Source organism: Clostridium sp. OM05-9, assembly GCF_003481465.1.
Classification (GTDB): domain Bacteria; phylum Bacillota; class Clostridia; order Lachnospirales; family Lachnospiraceae; genus Coprococcus; species Coprococcus ammoniilyticus.
In genome coordinates this window covers 14,662-30,810 of sequence record NZ_QULF01000007.1, presented here as the reverse complement: position 1 = coordinate 30,810, position 16,149 = coordinate 14,662, and the positions used below count along the sequence as shown (strand labels likewise).

15 protein-coding genes are annotated in these 16,149 nt (G+C 41.3%); 1 reads left to right on the top strand and 14 read right to left on the bottom strand.

Going from position 1 to position 16,149, the window contains the following annotated elements; all coding sequences use genetic code 11:
• Positions 1-18: 18 nt before the first annotated feature.
• The 6 genes from tnpB to DXB77_RS13135 form a co-directional block, all read right to left on the bottom strand.
• Positions 19-1,122, bottom strand: a complete 1,104-nt coding sequence (gene tnpB, locus DXB77_RS12010) for an IS200/IS605 family element RNA-guided endonuclease TnpB (protein ID WP_118484818.1) — start codon at positions 1,120-1,122, stop codon at positions 19-21.
• A gap of 17 nt (positions 1,123-1,139) precedes the next feature.
• A complete protein-coding gene (tnpA, locus tag DXB77_RS12005) occupies positions 1,140-1,385 on the bottom strand; it encodes an IS200/IS605 family transposase (RefSeq protein ID WP_279220254.1) in 246 nt (81 codons plus the stop codon).
• Between the two features lie 150 nt (positions 1,386-1,535).
• The gene (locus DXB77_RS12000; RefSeq protein WP_118484816.1) at positions 1,536-2,360 is read right to left on the bottom strand and encodes a nitrilase-related carbon-nitrogen hydrolase; all 825 of its coding nucleotides are present in this window, start codon (positions 2,358-2,360) and stop codon (positions 1,536-1,538) included.
• 24 nt (positions 2,361-2,384) lie between these two features.
• The gene (locus DXB77_RS11995; protein WP_118484814.1) at positions 2,385-2,816 is read right to left on the bottom strand and encodes a hypothetical protein; all 432 of its coding nucleotides are present in this window, start codon (positions 2,814-2,816) and stop codon (positions 2,385-2,387) included.
• Between the two features lie 337 nt (positions 2,817-3,153).
• Positions 3,154-4,824, bottom strand: coding sequence for a leucine-rich repeat protein (locus DXB77_RS11990; RefSeq protein ID WP_118663438.1), 1,671 nt, complete (start codon positions 4,822-4,824; stop codon positions 3,154-3,156).
• 27 nt (positions 4,825-4,851) lie between these two features.
• Positions 4,852-5,586, bottom strand: coding sequence for a hypothetical protein (locus tag DXB77_RS13135; protein WP_207665162.1), 735 nt, complete (start codon positions 5,584-5,586; stop codon positions 4,852-4,854).
• Positions 5,587-5,896: 310 nt separating this feature from the next.
• On the opposite strand from DXB77_RS13135, the gene DXB77_RS11970 reads away from it, so the two are divergent.
• Complete coding sequence (locus tag DXB77_RS11970; protein ID WP_118484874.1) at positions 5,897-6,469, top strand: biotin transporter BioY; 573 nt, start codon at positions 5,897-5,899, stop codon at positions 6,467-6,469.
• 126 nt (positions 6,470-6,595) lie between these two features.
• On the opposite strand, the gene DXB77_RS11965 is transcribed toward DXB77_RS11970, so the two are convergent.
• The 8 genes from DXB77_RS11965 to DXB77_RS11930 form a co-directional block, all read right to left on the bottom strand.
• Positions 6,596-8,314, bottom strand: a complete 1,719-nt coding sequence (locus tag DXB77_RS11965; protein WP_118663436.1) for a leucine-rich repeat protein — start codon at positions 8,312-8,314, stop codon at positions 6,596-6,598.
• A gap of 338 nt (positions 8,315-8,652) precedes the next feature.
• Positions 8,653-9,084 (bottom strand): HI0074 family nucleotidyltransferase substrate-binding subunit, encoded by a 432-nt coding sequence (locus tag DXB77_RS11960; RefSeq protein ID WP_118484868.1) that lies wholly within the window; start codon positions 9,082-9,084, stop codon positions 8,653-8,655.
• Positions 9,065-9,346: a nucleotidyltransferase domain-containing protein gene (locus DXB77_RS11955; RefSeq protein ID WP_118484876.1), complete on the bottom strand. Its 282-nt coding sequence runs from the start codon at positions 9,344-9,346 to the stop codon at positions 9,065-9,067. Before DXB77_RS11955 ends, DXB77_RS11960 begins: the two co-directional genes overlap by 20 nt.
• Before the next feature lie 220 nt (positions 9,347-9,566).
• On the bottom strand, positions 9,567-11,252 hold the full coding sequence (locus tag DXB77_RS11950) for a [FeFe] hydrogenase, group A (protein WP_118484866.1): 1,686 nt from the start codon (positions 11,250-11,252) through the stop codon (positions 9,567-9,569).
• A 14-nt stretch (positions 11,253-11,266) separates the two neighbouring features.
• A complete protein-coding gene (locus tag DXB77_RS11945) occupies positions 11,267-13,108 on the bottom strand; it encodes an NADH-quinone oxidoreductase subunit NuoF (RefSeq protein WP_242997321.1) in 1,842 nt (613 codons plus the stop codon).
• Positions 13,109-13,157: 49 nt separating this feature from the next.
• A complete protein-coding gene (locus tag DXB77_RS11940) occupies positions 13,158-13,640 on the bottom strand; it encodes an NAD(P)H-dependent oxidoreductase subunit E (RefSeq protein ID WP_117822517.1) in 483 nt (160 codons plus the stop codon).
• Positions 13,641-13,972: 332 nt separating this feature from the next.
• Positions 13,973-15,526, bottom strand: a complete 1,554-nt coding sequence (locus tag DXB77_RS11935; RefSeq protein ID WP_021944124.1) for an SPOCS domain-containing protein — start codon at positions 15,524-15,526, stop codon at positions 13,973-13,975.
• Positions 15,527-15,547: 21 nt separating this feature from the next.
• Positions 15,548-15,979 (bottom strand): protease complex subunit PrcB family protein, encoded by a 432-nt coding sequence (locus DXB77_RS11930; protein ID WP_008400482.1) that lies wholly within the window; start codon positions 15,977-15,979, stop codon positions 15,548-15,550.
• Positions 15,980-16,149 lie beyond the last annotated feature (170 nt).

Sequence of the window (16,149 nt, the reverse complement as noted above, 5' to 3'; positions counted from 1 at the left end):
GCCCTATTTATTTTTTTCTTATGCTATTTGTCTTAGTCCTTCTGCCAGTATATTTTTTGCAGCATTGATATCCCTGTCATGCTTTACTCCACAAACCGGACATTCCCATTTCCTTACCGACAAATCTCTTGTTTCTATATTCTGATACCCACAAACAGAACATATTTGACTGCTGGCATAAAATGAATCTATTTTGATGTATTTCCTGCCATTCCATTTTGCCTTATACTCTAACTGTCTTGTCAGCTCATACCATGATACATCACTTATGGCTTTTGCCAAATGATGATTTTTTACCATGTTTTTTATCTGCAGATTTTCTGAAACTATCACTTGGTTTTCGCTGATAATCTCATGTGACATCTTGTGTAAATAATCTTTTCTGGTATTTGTTATTTTCTCGTGGCATAATGCTATCTTTTTCTTTATTTTGTAGTAGTTTTGGCTTCTTTTTTCTTTGTGTGCTAACTGTCTTTGCAGCTTTATCAGTTTCTCTTCGTATTTTCTGATGATTTTTGGATTTTTATATTTCTTTCCATCAGAAGTAATACATAACTCTTTAATACCTAAATCTATTCCTGTATTTTGATTTGTATGTGGCAGTTCCATGTGTTCTGTTTCCACTAAAATCGATACATAATATTTTCCACTCGGAACTTGTGATATCGTTGCCGATTTTATCTGCCCACTAAAACTTCTATGCAGTTTTGCTTTTACATCTTTTAATTTGGGCAGTTTTACTCTATTACACTTGAAATCTACTGTTATATTACCATTTGTAATATTTGTTGTATATGACTTATGATTGTCGTGTTTGCTCTTAAATTTCGGATAACCTGCATGTTCCTTAAAAAATTTCCGGTATGCCGCATCCATATTATAAATCGTATTTGTCAGAGCAAATTTATCCACTTCTTTCAGCCATTCGTATTCTTTCTTTAATTGTCTGTTGCAGTAATTGTTACAGTCAGTTTTACTAACTGATTTTTTCTCTTTCTCATATACTTCTTTCCGGTATGCCAGTGTCTGATTATACACAAAACGGCAACAGCCAAATGTTTTTGCAATCTGTATTCTCTGTTCGCTATTAGGATATATCCTATATTTGTATGCTTTTAGCATCCACTGTCACCACCTTTTTACCCTTGGTTTTCTATATATTTTCTCAGCATCTCTTCTGAAACATTTCCTAAACTGCACGCAAAATATCCGTCCGTCCAAAAAGTATGTTCTCTCCAGAAATGTTTTCGTAAATAATTGGGATATCTTTTCCAAATATGATATGTTGTATAACTTTTCATCAGATTTACTATTTTACTGATAGACATTGTTGGGTCTGTTTTTTGATTTCCATGTTCCCATAACCCAAGTATAACACAAGCCACCACTTTCGGCTACCTTAACCCACCGTCTAAAGCCAGTGGGATTGCGGTAGCCCTATTTCAAAAAATGAAATGTACTTACAACCAGTCGGATTGGCATGAAACATATCATGTATTTTTCATGCCGATCCAACTGTCTATAAGCACATCTCATTAATAAAGCATCTTATAAAATGTATTCTTTCTGTCATTTGTCTGTGGAAATTCTGTTCTTGCATGTCTGACTGCCCCGGGATCAATATCTGCGACACGCAGCTTCTCACTAACCCGAACTGATACATCCCGCCCAAGCCAGTCATATACATGAGAGCCCGGAATATAGTGAAGCCCATCTCCATCTCCAACCCGGTTGACTGCGATCACATATGCCTGATTCTCGATCGCCCTTGCCTTCAAGAGTGTTTCCCATTGTTCCGCCCTCGTTTCCGGCCAGTTTGCGATCACCATGATAACTTCATACTGATCTCTCATTGCAGAGAAAATCTCCGGGAAACGAAGGTCATAGCAGATATATCCGCCTATCCGGATATCCTTTATCTGTGCCTGTACAAGTTTTTCTCCTGCCCGATATACCTTATCCTCACCGCTATATGAAAATGGATGGATCTTCGCATAATCAAGTACCACTTTTTCTCCATCCACAAGCACCAACCGGTTCTCGTAAGCCTTTTCTTTCATTTCATCATACACCAGGCTGCCATCTGCCATAACCGCACGAATATACCCAAATGCCATCGACATCTTATATTTTCTGCTGTTCTCCATAAAAAATGAAACACTGTCCGGGATGTTATCCGCATCCCAGCTTTCCGCATACAACCATGGCCGCATCGTGAATCCTGTCAGTGTCATCTCCGGAAATACCAGAAGCTCTACTCCATTTGCCCTTGCTTCTTCCATAACTTCAAGGCAGCGTTTCTTTGCTTCTTCCCTATTCTCAAATCCAATATTCAGTTCTGTAACTCCAACTCTAAGCATAGCCGCCTCCTGATTATGTTTATTTTATAAGAGTTTTACTGCTGCTTCTGCTACTGCTTCTCGTTTAATCTCTTCAATATCATCTGCCATTATCTCCCGCAACGTATCTTTCCAGTACATACCAACACGCTCCTTCCAATTATCTATCTTTTCTACATTTGCTTTCGTCATTACCTGTATAACCGCCTCCGCAAGCTGCCTCTTCCGCTCCGGCAATTGTTCTGACTGCTTTACAACATTCTTGTACTGAGCTGGTGTCAGGCGTTTTGTCAAAGACCGCAGCCACACCTGTTCATCCTCAGCCAATTGATCTGCAGTTACGATCTGCGTATCAAACAGGCTTCCACTTATATAGTAAATGCCTGACTGTCTTTTTTCAACCTCAAAGCCACTTTTTTCAAGTTCTTGCAGTAATTTTACAGGACAGATATCCCGAAAATTCCAGATATTCCGCATCTTCTCTAAATTCCAACTGTATCGCACAATAAAATGCCGGATGCCATTGAATTATTTCTTTCTCATCCGCAGTTTTATGATTCGCTCTTTCTTTTGTCATTCAAACTCCTTTCAAAATAGGTTTACAATACAAAAACCGCCGGCGGAAAGAAGTTCTTTTTTAATCAAATAATATTATCCTTAACCATTCTATGTCATTACAAAAAACGATCCTCCGGAACAAATATATTCTGGAAGATCGTTTCAATTACAGTATTCATATAGTCTGCATTTCTGCATAATATACAGATACTCAGGCTGTATAATTTTGGGTATATTATATTGCTCTTTCCGGCTTTTAGATTGCCTTGATCTTTACATTCTTGCTCAGTCCGCATTTACGGAAAAGCTTCTCATATGTACTAAGCTTGCTCTTTGGTACTTTGACTGTTGTCTTTGACGTAATACCGGCAAATGCATTCTTGTTCACCGTTTTGGATGTAAGCTTCGTGGATTTGATCTTTAAAACCTTTAAATCCTTGCTGTTGGCAAAAGCATATGATCCAATTTCTTCAACTGATTCATCAAGGATAATGTACTTTAAATCCTCTGTACCAGCAAATGCCTTGGAGCCAATTGTTTTCACAGAATTACCAATTGTAATGGATTCACAAATATTTTCATCTTCACAATAGGAGTTCAACTCCTTAAATGCATTTTCCCCGATTGCTGTTACCTTATATGTTGTATTTCCAAATTTAAAACTTTTTTTAACTTTTTTTGATGACTCACCATAAGGTACGATTATATCCATGTTATAGTATACACATGTTACGGTTTCTTTCCCTTTCTTGCTTCCAGTGATGCGAAATACATAATAATCAAATTTCCCATCATCAAATAAAGTAATATACTCGCCGGTTTTCATCGGTTTTGTCTTCTTACTTTTTATTTTTATTGAACGATCTATCTCCTGATCATAATAAACACTAGTTTTTTTTACACCCTCTGCTATAATAACTTCTGTTAGTTTATTTGAACTGCAATCAATACGATCACATAAAGGACTTGCACTAAAATCCAATTTTGTTAATTTATTGTGATAACAATCCACATTGCGTAATGACTTATTATAACTGGTATCCAGACTTGTCAGTTTGTTATATGAACACAACAGGTTAGAAAGCCATTCATTATATCTCAAATTCAGTTGTTTCAGATTATTGCAACTACAATCCAATTCAATCAGTCTTGTATTCTTGGTAACATCCAGCTTTGTCAGTTTATTATCTCTACATTTTAATAAACTTAATTTTTTATTTTTTGTCACATCTAATTTTGAAAGCTTATTAAACGAACAATTTAATACTATTAAATTTTGATTTTTGCTTATATTCAAGTCTGTAAGTTTATTGTCATAACAATCCAAATATTTTAACTTGGAATTTCTGCTAACATCCAGCTTCGTCAATTTATTGTTCCTACAAGACAAATATTCTAATTTGGAGTTTTTGCTAACATCCAACGTCGTCAGTTTATTGACGTCGCAATCTAATTTTACTAACTTTGTATTTTTGCTGACATCCAACGTCGTCAGTTTATTGACGCTGCAATATAATTTTACTAACTTTGTATTTTTGCTGACATCCAACGTCGTCAGTTTATTACCAGCACAATCCAACATCTGTAACTCTGTAAATATATTGATACCGGTCAGACTTTTACATATATAGCCACCTACTTCACTCCCAGAACCCAAATATATTGTCTTTACGCTCTTAATCTCTGACTTTGACAATACACCATCCTTATTCATGTCGATATTCTCAGAAATATATTTCCGAAATTCTTTATCCGGGAAATTCGTTGAATTGATCTTCACATCCCCCTGAGCTGCATCAACTTTCCTCATTCCTGCATTACTAAATAACAGTGGTACTGCCACCAAGGCTGCCAGGCCTCCGGCAACCATCAGACGTTTTAATTTTGTCTGCAATGCCAATTTGTTCATTTGTTTCTTGTTTTTCATATTGTCTCTCCTTCCAATTTCTTCTTTTTACTCCGGGTTGATGCAAACGCAGAAAGACCCGGAACGGGATAATCTCCTATTATCCTGTTCCAGGTCTTTGACTGTCGTTCTATATTTTATCGCATGCAAAAAAGCGCTATTTTGCTGTGCTGTGCTGTGCTGTGCTGTGCTGTGCTGTGCTGTGCTGTGCTGTGCTGTGCTGTGCTGTGCTGTGCTGTGCTGTGCTGTGCTGTGCTGTGCTGTGCTGTGCTGTGCTGTGCTGTGCTGTGCTGTGCTGTGCTGTGCTGTGCTGTGCTGTGCTGTGCTGTGCTGTGCTGTGCTGTGCTGTGCTGTGCTGTGCTGTGCTGTGCTGTGCTGTGCTGTGCTGTGCTGTGCTGTGCTGTGCTGTGCTGTGCTGTGCTGTGCTGTGCTGTGCTGTGCTGTGCTGTGCTGTGCTGTGCTGTGCTGTGCTGTGCTGTGCTGTGCTGTGCTGTGCTGTGCTGTGCTGTGCTGTGCTGTGCTGTGCTGTGCTGTGCTGTGCTGTGCTGTGCTGTGCTGTGCTGTGCTGTGCTGTGCTGTGCTGTGCTGTGCTGTGCTGTGCTGTGCTGTGCTGTGCTGTGCTGTGCTGTGCTGTGCTGTGCTGTGCTGTGCTGTGCTGTGCTGTGCTGTGCTGTGCTGTGCTGTGCTGTGCTGTGCTGTGCTGTGCTGTGCTGTGCTGTGCTGTGCTGTGCTGTGCTGTGCTGTGCTGTGCTGTGCTGTGCTTAAGCCTTTTCCTTTCTGCATCCTTTGTCAATCCCTTTCGCGTAAAATTTACAAATTAAGTGTAGCATACTGAAAGGTAAATGACAATTCCTAAGTAAAGTTATCCAAATGTCAACCAACAGGCATATTTTATGGTTGACATTTGGATATATGCCATCTATAATGTTATCCAGTGGGTGCCATTTAATAGTTGACATTCAATTTGTTATCTGGAAGCGGATAGCTTAGCCCTGCTATCCGCTTCATATTTTTGTCAATCCCCCTTAACCTCATCCAATCAAGGGATGGCATCCATTGTACTTATATTATTTATTCAACAAGGAGAACACACATGAAAAACAAATTCACAACCGTGGAGATCACAATGATGGCTGTATTTGCAGCAATCTTATGCGTATCCGCATATTTAAGTATCCCAACTCCACTCCCAAATGCAGCACACATTACATTACTGAACTTTATGATCATGCTCATTGCACTGGTATTTGAAGTCCGCGACTCAACGATCATCGTTGCTTTATGGATGATCCTCGGTGCAGTCGGCGTTCCGGTATTTATCGGCGGTGGCTCCGGTATCGGTTATCTGACAGGAGTATTCGGTGGATATACATTCTCATTTATTATCGTTACTATCTTTGCAGGTCTGACAAAGGGTAAGAAATATAATCGTATCCGTTATACGATCATTGCTATTTTAACAGCAGCCCTCATTGATATCATCGGAATGTTATGGTGGAAATTCAACGGAAACTTAACTTGGAAAGTCGCTTTCCTTTCAGGCTTTGTTGCATTTATTCCACTGGATCTTGTAAAAGCTATTATCGCTGCACAGATCGTTCCATTATTCAAGAAACTGATGCCGGAAGCAAATGCAAATACAGGCGCAAAGAAAGAAGCAGCATAAAAATAAAATATTATATAGTTATAAAACAAGCAGGAATCCTTAAAAGATTTCCTGCTTGTTTTCATTATGAGGCATCCAGACACAACCTATTCTGAACGAACCCTTTTTTATTTCTTTCCGGCTTTTTTAGATTGCCTTAACCTTTACATTCTTGCTCAGTCCGCACTTACGGAAAAGCTTCTTATATGCGCTAAGCTTGCTCTTTGGTACTTTGACTGTTGTCTTTGAGGTGATACCGGCAAAGGTTTTCTTGCTCAGCGTTTTGGATGTCAGCTTGGTTGTTTTGATCTTTAAAACCTTTAAATCCCTGCTGTTAGCAAAAGCATATGATCCAATTTTCTCAACTGATGTTCCAAGGGTGATCGTCTTTAAAACTTTTGTTCCGGCAAATGCCTTGGATCCAATTGTTTTAATACTTCCTCCGATCACAATATTATTATTTCCATCATATTCAGAGAATGTTGCACCTGCAAATGCTCCAGAATCAATGGACGTCAGCTTATAAGTCTGATTTCCATATTTTATTCCTTTCATATAACCTTTCCAGCCATCTTGGGTAAAATAACTTCCATTGGTCCATACTCCAACAGATGCTGTCCGGTTTCCGGCCTTTGTACTTGTAACACGGAAGGTACAATATGGATAATTATAAGTATCCTCAACAAAATAGGCTCCATTTTTGACTGGTTTTGTCTTCTTCTTTATGGATACCTTCAAATTTTTATCATAGTAAATTCTATCGTTTTCCATATTCTTTGGTACGATAATTTCTGTCAATTTATTCTCATTGCAAACAACAGAACCAAATAAAGGACTTGCACTAAAATCCAGTTTCGTTAACCTGTTATTTGTACACACTACCCATACTAAGGCATTATTATGACTGGTATCCAACTGGGTCAACTGATTCTTTGCACATTCCAGCTTTACAAGCTGTTTATTATTTGTAAGATGCAACTGAGTCAGCTTATTATCAGAACAGACCAAACATACAAGTTTTTCGTTTTTATCAACATTCAATTTTGTCAGTTTATTGGTCTCGCAATTCAAGTCTACAAGATCAAGATTCTTGGTAACATCAAGCTTCGTAAGTTTATTACTCCTACACCACAGAATATGAAGTTTGGTATTTTTTGTAAGATCGAGCTTTGTAAGTTTATTACTACTACACCACAGAGTATGAAGTTTGGTATTTTTTGTAAGATCGAGCTTTGTCAATTTGTTTTCGTCGCAACACAACACTACCAATTTTGTATTCTTACGGAGATCCAGACCAGTTAAGTTATTGCTCACACAATCTAATATCTCCAGTTTTACATTTTTGCTGACATCTAACTTTGTTAGTTTATTATCATAACAACGCAGTTCTTTTAATTTCGTTAATTTGGATACATCCAATTCTTTTATGCTGTTATAACCACATTTTACGACTTCCAGTTTTGTATTTTTGTGCAGATCCAGTTTGGAAAGAGATTTCTGGCTTTCACATTCCAGTCTTTTCAATTCTGTAAATACACCAATACCGGTCAGATCATTATAAACATATTCATTTCCATCTCCATCATAATGCTCCAGTGTTATTTCCGAGACTTTCTTAATCTCTGCTTTTGATAATACACCATCCTCATTCAGATCGATATTCTCAGAAATATATTTCCGAAATCCTTCATCCGGGAAATTCGTTGAATTGATCTTCACATCCCCCTGCGCTGCATCAACTTTCCGCATACCTGCATTACTAAATAACAGCGGTACTGCTACTAATGCTGCCAGACCTCCAACAACCATCAGACGTTTTAATTTTGTCTGCAATGCCAATTTGTTCATTTGTTTTTTGTTTCTCATATTGTCTCTCCTTCCAATTTCTTCTTTTTACTCCGGGTTGACACAAGCGCAAAAAAGACCCGAAACAGGATAATCTTCCATTATCCTGTTCCAGGTCTTCTCAACTGCAGTTCTATATTTTATGGTATCAAAAAAGCGCTATTTAAGCGTGCTGTGCTGTGCTGTGCTGTGCTGTGCTGTGCTGTGCTGTGCTGTGCTGTGCTGTGCTTAAGCCTTTTCCTTTCTGCATCCTTTGTCAATCCCTTTCGCAAAAAATTTACTAATTAAGTGTAGCACACCAAATGGTGAATGACAATTGTTAAAAACGTAGATTCTATATGTGATTCTATATGACATGTTTACTCAAAATGCATTTCATCCATATCCCAGTTTTCATAGAATTTTTTATTTTCATCTCTGAATCTTTCAAATAAAATAATATACGTTTCAACAATCTTCTGGAATACATTTTCCGCCAAAGATCCATCATAATCATGTGCAAGCTGATTCCTTATTTTCAACATCTCAACCCAGCGATCATCATCTATCAAGCGGTTCGTAAATGCTGTTTGTAAAACTTCCCGTGGTGAGCCAAGTGCAAAATTCGTAATTTCAAGTTTCTTCACCAGAATATCTTTCATTACTTTCCATGAAATATCAAACGTAAGATTGAAGTTCTGAATCGTTCCCTCCAGTACGAAATCCTGTTCCGGATCTGCATTTTGACTTTTTTTCAGATTGTTCAGGCAATTACAAAATGTACGATATCTGTTAATAAATTTGTTTTCCATATAAATCTATATCCTCCAATAATTGCTTATTCCTTATTGAGTCATAATCAAATATGTCTATCTTCCGAAGCGTTTCTACATCCTCCATATCCCGTTCCAATTTCAGTATATCCGGGCATCCATACACAACAAAATCAATATCGCTATACTCCGTTGCTGTTCCTGTGGCAAAAGAGCCAAACAATTTTAAATGCTTTATATTATTTTTTTTGCAAATTTCTGTTACTTTTTCAATAATCCGTTCAACCGGCATTACATTCATATCATTCTCTCCAAACCATGGCATTGCATGCAAGCATGTTAGCTCTCTTGCACTCATTATTTCGTGAGCATAGCTCACTCAATGCATTCTGCAAAATCAGCATCCTTGCGAGCAAACAATTTTGCATTCATTATATCATGCATGTAACAAAGTAGGAAATAAAAAATGGATATATCTACCTTATTATGGAAGATATACCCATTTTATCTTAATATTAAGCTTACAGATTCCGGTGCAGCAGACGATGTTCTTTTCCGGCAAGGAAATGATCGTACAACTGACGGACTGCCGGGTTCTCCTCGGAGAAACGGACATTGGAGCTTGCGTCTGCATTGTACATACCTTCCATACGGCTCCGTCTGGTTCTTGGGCCTGCGCCGGATGGCTGACCGCCACCCATGATACATCCACGTCTGCACGCCATAACCTCAACGAAATCATAGCTTGCTTCGCCGGATCGGATACGGTCAAGCAACCGTCCTGCATTTGCAAGACCATGTACAACTGCAATCTTCACTTCTCTGCCATCTAACTCGATCGTTGCTTCCTTCGTTCCTTCAAATCCCCGGACACCTGTATAACTGATCTCACGGATCGTGTTATAGGATTTGTCCTCCGCAAGACGACGGAGCACCGCTTCCGTTACACCACCTGTCGTTCCGAAGATCTTGCCTGCACCGGAAGCCACCGAAAATGGTGCATCTGCGGATTCATTTTCCAGTTCGGTAAACTGCAGTCCCATCTGCTTAATCATCCGCACAACCTCTGTCGTTGTGATGACATAATCGGTATCCTGTCTGCCATCCGTGAAATTATCCGGTCGGAGGATCTCTCCCTTCTTTGCTGTACAAGGCATGATCGATACAACCATCGTTCTCTTACCATCTTCTTTATCTTTCTCCGCAAAATAATCCTTGATCACTGCTGAGAACATTCCTTGTGGAGAACGGCAGGTTGACAGATTATCTGCAAATTCCGGATATTTTTCTTCACAATATTTGACCCATCCCGGACAGCAGGATGTGAATAACGGAAGCTTCTCATCCGATGCAAGACGCGCCGCAAATTCTTTGGATTCCTCCATAACCGTAAGATCGGCACCAAAGCTTGTGTCAAATACCATGTCAAAGCCCATGATACGAAGTGCTGATACCAGCTTACCAAAACAGTTCTCGCCCTTTGGTATACCGAAGTTATCTCCAACTGCCACGCGGACTGCCGGTGCGATCTGTGCAACCACCCGGATGGACGGATCTTCGATCGCATCCCAGATATCGGTTACATTGGTACGGATCGAGATTGCTGCGGTCGGGCAGACAACTGCACATTGTCCGCATCCTACACAGTCTGTCTCTGCAAGCGGCTTGTCAAATGCCGGCTGTACCTTCATTTTCGAACCACGGAATGCAAAATCGATAACACCAAGCCCCTGAATCTCATCGCAGGTACGCACACAGTCACCGCATAGGATACATTTATTTGGATCCCGGACGATAGACGGTGAACTCATATCGATCTTTTCTTCTTTTTTATTATTCAGGAAACGAACCGCATGCACACCAACCTTATAGGCAAGTGACTGGAGCGCACACATGCCATTCTTCTGACAGGTCGTACAGTCTCTGCAATGAGAGGATAACAACAGCTCGATAATAAGCTTTCTGTACTGCTGCACTTTCTTTGTATTCGTATAGATCACCATGCCCGCTCTCGGTGTCTCGGAGCATGCTGCAAATATTTTTCCTCTGTCATCTTCTACCACGCACATACGACATGCGCCATAGATGGATAATTCTGAATGATAACAGAATGTCGGGATGTCGATCCCTGCCTTTCGGATCAGAGACAGAACATTCTTCTCGCCCTCGATCGGCACTTTGATTGAATTGATCGTAATATAATCCATGTTCGTCTCCCTCCTTAATTCTCTGTATATACTGCATGGAACGCACAATTATCGATACATGCACCACACTTGATACATTTGGCTGTATCAATGACAAATGGTTTCCGGATCTCGCCTGTGATCGCACCGACCGGACAGTTTCTCGCACATTTGGAACAGCCCTTACATGCTTCCGGATTGATCTTATAGCGAACCAGTGCTTTACAGTTTCCGGTTCTGCATCGTTTGTCAACCACATGCTCGATGTATTCCTGACGGAAATTCTTCAGCGTACTAAGTACCGGAAGGGCTGCGCTCTTACCAAGTCCACAAAGGGCTGTGTCGGTGATCGCCTGTCCCAGTTCCTCTAACAGATCCAGATCCTCTAACGTACCATTTCCGGCAACGATCCGCTCCAGGATCTCAAGCATCCGCTTGGTTCCTTCACGGCATGGAACGCATTTGCCGCAGCTCTCGTTCTGTGTAAAGTTCATAAAGAAACGGGCTACCTCAACCAGACAGGTATTCTCATCCATAACAACCAGACCACCCGAACCGATCATCGCTCCTTTGCTCTTTAATGAATCAAAATCCAGACTGACCTCCAGATCATCCGTCACCAGACAGCCACCGGATGGTCCACCGATCTGAACTGCCTTTAACGGGATATCATCCTTTAAACCACCGCCGATATCATACACGATCTCACGCAGCTTTGTTCCCATCGGTACCTCGATCAGTCCCGTATTCTTTACACTTCCGGTCAATGCAAATGCCTTGGTTCCCGGACTTTTCTCCGGTCCGATCGACTTGTACCAGTCTGCACCATTTAAAATGATCATGGACACATTTGCATAGGTTTCTACATTATTCAGAACTGTCGGCTTGGCAAATAAGCCCTGCTCTACCGTTCTCGGCGGCTTGGTTCTCGGCATTCCGCGCTGTCCCTCGATCGATGCCGTGAGCGCACTTCCCTCTCCGCAGACAAATGCTCCCGCACCACGATTGATATGTATATGGAAAGAGAAACCGGAGCCTAAGATATTCTCACCAAGAAATCCCGCTTCCTCTGCCTGTGCGATCGCAGTCTTCAAACGGCTGACTGCCAGCGGATATTCTGCTCTTACATAGACATATCCCTCCTGCGCACCAACCGCATATGCAGCAATGATCATACCCTCTAACATCTTATGCGGATCGCCTTCCATCACGCTTCGATCCATGAACGCACCCGGATCTCCCTCATCACCATTGCAGACAACATATCGGATCTTCTCCGCCTGTCTGGCAACCTGCTGCCATTTGTATCCGGTCGGGAAACCACCGCCTCCACGTCCACGCAGATTGGAGTCACTGATGACCTGAATAACTTCCGAAGGCTCCATGGTAAATAACACCTTACGAAGTGCTTGATATCCACCGACCGCAAGATATTCATTGATATTTTCTGCATCGATATGTCCGCAGTTTTTCAGTACCAGTCTGGTCTGTTTCTTATAAAATGGAATTTCTTCCTGCTGTCTGTAGACAACACCATCCTTGTGATACATCAGACGCTCTACCGGTCTTCCGTGCAGGATCGTCTCGTTGAAGATCTCCTCGCAATCTTCTTCCTTTACTTTTATGTAGATATAATTATATGGCTCGATTCGCACAAGCGGCCCCATCTCGCAAAATCCATGACAGCCGCTTTTCTTCACGCCGACATGACAGGATTCTTTTATAACTGTATCCTCCGCCTCCGGGACAAATTCTACCTTCACGCCCTCCGACTGCTTCGCCATCTCGCAGAACCGGTCGTATATTTTCTGAGAGCCACCCGCCAGACATCCGGTTCCTGCACAGACAAGGATCCTGTGCGAATCCGCATGCAGCATCTCTTCTGCCTGTTTTACTGCTGCGTCAAGCTCTGATACATTTGTTATTCTATTCATCCGCACCCTCCTTCAATTCTGCTATCAATGCAGTTACCTTCTCCGGTGTCATAGCCGGATGAACAACATCGTTTACCGTCATGACCGGTGCGAGTCCGCATGCGCCAAGACATGATACTGTCTCTAATGTGAACATCATATCATCTGTTGTGTGTTTCTCTTTTGACAATCCAAGTTCTTTATACAATTGATTTAAGATATCCATGGATTTTCTGACATGGCATGCGGTTCCATCGCACACCTTAAGAATGAACTTTCCTTTTGCATCAAATGAAAAGTTCTCATAGAATGTTGCTACGCTGTAAGCTTTTGCCTCTGCGATATTCAGTTTGTCCGCCACATATCGTAATAATTCCGGCGGAAGATACTTATATTCACTCTGAATATCCTGAATGATCGGGATCAGAAATCTTGGCTCTGTCCCATATGCAGCAATAATCTTATCAGCCTCATCGTAGTAAGATTGTTCCAGCATGTATTACCCTCCGTGCTTTGCCCCATTGTTGGGAATTTTTATCAATACCTCATATACAGATGATAACATTTTTCAATAGGATTTGCACGAAGATTTTGGATTGAAAAATAAACCCCCGCCCGTCTCCGGCACGATGGTGGGTAGTGTTTCAACTCGTTGCACTTTCTATTCGCTTCATGCAACTATTTGTCAGCAGTCGCCCAAACTTGCCTTATCAGGCTCAGACATGGGCTTGATGCTGACAGTTAGCATGAATCTCATAACGAAAGTTCCACTGATGTTGAAAACACTACCCACCATCGTGCCGGAGACGGGCGGGGATTTTTATATTGCTAACATTTTACAATTAATAATTTCTCACCCGGTGTTACCTCGTCGCTTTCCAGATGGTTGATGGTTCGGATGGAATCCAGGCTGGAAAAATATTCTTTGGCAATAGACCAGATGCTGTCGCCTTCTTTTACAACATATCCAACCATACCCGGCATGGCTGCCTTCTTATTCCAGTCGATCGGCAGAATATTCATATCGGTAATGACATCCACAGAACCCGGTGCAAATACCGTAACATTCATATTGATCACCGCCTTGATCTCCACCTCATCGGAATTCAGCATCTGGGCTGTAATCTGATCAACGGATGGATTGATGCGGATCGAATCCTGATTGACAAATGGTACGGATTCCACCTGATAATTGAATGGTATCGCCGTTTCAATCTGCTGTAACGGCTTGCTATCCTCTGCTGATACATAGAGTATTTCAGCTTTTACCGCACCTGATATATCAATGCTGTCCTCTCCTGCTTTTACCTCATCGATCTCAACCGTTCCGGTTGCATATACGATCTGCAGGATCTTCGGGAAGCTGCTCTTGATTCGCTCTTTATGTACGACTTTTGTCTTGGCATTATTTTTTATCTGAAGATTCTCAAATGGAAACTGTTCACAGATCGTTTCTACATTTGCCGACGGAGAGAACATATCCCCGATGATAGAAAGCTCCATATCTTCGTAAATCTTCATATCTGTATGGAGATTATATTCAACCTGAAGCACGCGGTCTTCTCCGTCATTGTCCGCACGCACACTGACTTCTCCTTTTCCCATCGTAATGCGGTCATCCAGGATCATGCCTTCATTTGCTTCTTCACACGGGATCAGGCCTTCAAATTCCCGGCTCTCATTCAGATACTGCATTGGTACGCCGGGCTCCTCCGCCAGATAGATTACAAACAGGTCCATCTGTCCTTTCATATTTATTCCCCCATCTACAACCTTTGTCTCGATGCCATAGAAGGACACCCGGCTCCAAAGCACCCGACCGATGTTTGGTTTATTGGCAGCGATCTCGAAATCTTCTTTTACCTTCAATATATCTTTTACAGATGCCACATTATTGGTAAATGGAATCTGCTCATTCCTGCATTCGATTCCCGATCCGTTTAACAATCCGGTTGCCCCGGACAGCTCTACGGAATCCATAGCCCACAGTTTCATGCCAACCAGCCCGCGAACTTCAAATTTTCTTGAATTGATCATGGTTATGTACAGATCTTCCAGCACGCAGCTGACATCGACCTTATCACCGGCAAGTATGCCATCCATATTGATGGATTCCTCAAATGGAACATCACCCTCATAGGTTTCAAACCGAACATCTTCACCAACTGTCTGATACAGGACTTTAAATACAACTGTTCCTGATATCCGCACCTTATTCTCCAATGTCTCTACATCATCTAAAAGGACATTTCCTGTACTTGCAATGATCCGTTCCATATCGTCTTTTGCATCCGGTACATTAAAATCATCATTGATCGTAAACTGCGAATACTTAGAAGTCTTTAAAATCGTTGTACTGAGTTTATTTTTTACAAGTTCCATATGATACCCCCATACTATTTTCTAATTTTTAAATACAACCGGTGTCGTTGTCCGTGCAATCCGAAGAACTATATATGGATACGATACCGTATCCTTACTTACTGCATCTGATGGTGTCGCCGTCTGCCTGAGAACCGATTCGATGTAAATAGCATTTTCATCCATATACATCTTATCTACAACCACGCCAACATCATCCCGATTCTGCCTGCCGCTGCAGATCACAATATATGTGTAAGTGTTGTTTGAATATGTCAGATTAAACGGTTCTTCTTTTTTGCTGTTAATGACGCTCAACAACTCCTCCGGCAGCATGGTGTCGTCACAGATATCGTAAGTCAGCGCTTCACCATCTTCTTTCACCTTATAAAAACTGCATCCGGCAAACAAACTCAGCCCAACTACCACAGTCAACACCCCTGCCAGAATACGCAGCCATCTTTGTCCTCTCATCTCACCGCTCCCTTCCCAATGTCTTTTTTCGGCTCTATCTTTACCCTTGTCAATCTCTATACCATTATTTATATGTCCTGCTTTGCAAGTCTATGCATGGAAATTTTGCCGGAGCTTTCTCCTTTTTTAAGGACATACAAAAAGCACCTTAACGATCATTAGCTAAGGTG

Bases quoted from the DNA above. Each gene is read 5' to 3' on its own strand.
- tnpB (WP_118484818.1), bottom strand. From the start codon at position 1,122: ATGCTAAAAGCATACAAATATAGGATATATCCTAATAGCGAACAGAGA.
- DXB77_RS12000 (WP_118484816.1), bottom strand. From the start codon at position 2,360: ATGCTTAGAGTTGGAGTTACAGAACTGAATATTGGATTTGAGAATAGG.
- DXB77_RS11995 (WP_118484814.1), bottom strand. From the start codon at position 2,816: ATGCGGAATATCTGGAATTTTCGGGATATCTGTCCTGTAAAATTACTG.
- DXB77_RS11990 (WP_118663438.1), bottom strand. From the start codon at position 4,824: ATGAAAAACAAGAAACAAATGAACAAATTGGCATTGCAGACAAAATTA.
- DXB77_RS13135 (WP_207665162.1), bottom strand. From the start codon at position 5,586: ATGCAGAAAGGAAAAGGCTTAAGCACAGCACAGCACAGCACAGCACAG.
- DXB77_RS11970 (WP_118484874.1), top strand. From the start codon at position 5,897: ATGAAAAACAAATTCACAACCGTGGAGATCACAATGATGGCTGTATTT.
- DXB77_RS11965 (WP_118663436.1), bottom strand. From the start codon at position 8,314: ATGAGAAACAAAAAACAAATGAACAAATTGGCATTGCAGACAAAATTA.
- DXB77_RS11960 (WP_118484868.1), bottom strand. From the start codon at position 9,084: ATGGAAAACAAATTTATTAACAGATATCGTACATTTTGTAATTGCCTG.
- DXB77_RS11955 (WP_118484876.1), bottom strand. From the start codon at position 9,346: ATGAATGTAATGCCGGTTGAACGGATTATTGAAAAAGTAACAGAAATT.
- DXB77_RS11950 (WP_118484866.1), bottom strand. From the start codon at position 11,252: ATGGATTATATTACGATCAATTCAATCAAAGTGCCGATCGAGGGCGAG.
- DXB77_RS11945 (WP_242997321.1), bottom strand. From the start codon at position 13,108: ATGCTGCATGCGGATTCGCACAGGATCCTTGTCTGTGCAGGAACCGGA.
- DXB77_RS11940 (WP_117822517.1), bottom strand. From the start codon at position 13,640: ATGCTGGAACAATCTTACTACGATGAGGCTGATAAGATTATTGCTGCA.
- DXB77_RS11935 (WP_021944124.1), bottom strand. From the start codon at position 15,526: ATGGAACTTGTAAAAAATAAACTCAGTACAACGATTTTAAAGACTTCT.
- DXB77_RS11930 (WP_008400482.1), bottom strand. From the start codon at position 15,979: ATGAGAGGACAAAGATGGCTGCGTATTCTGGCAGGGGTGTTGACTGTG.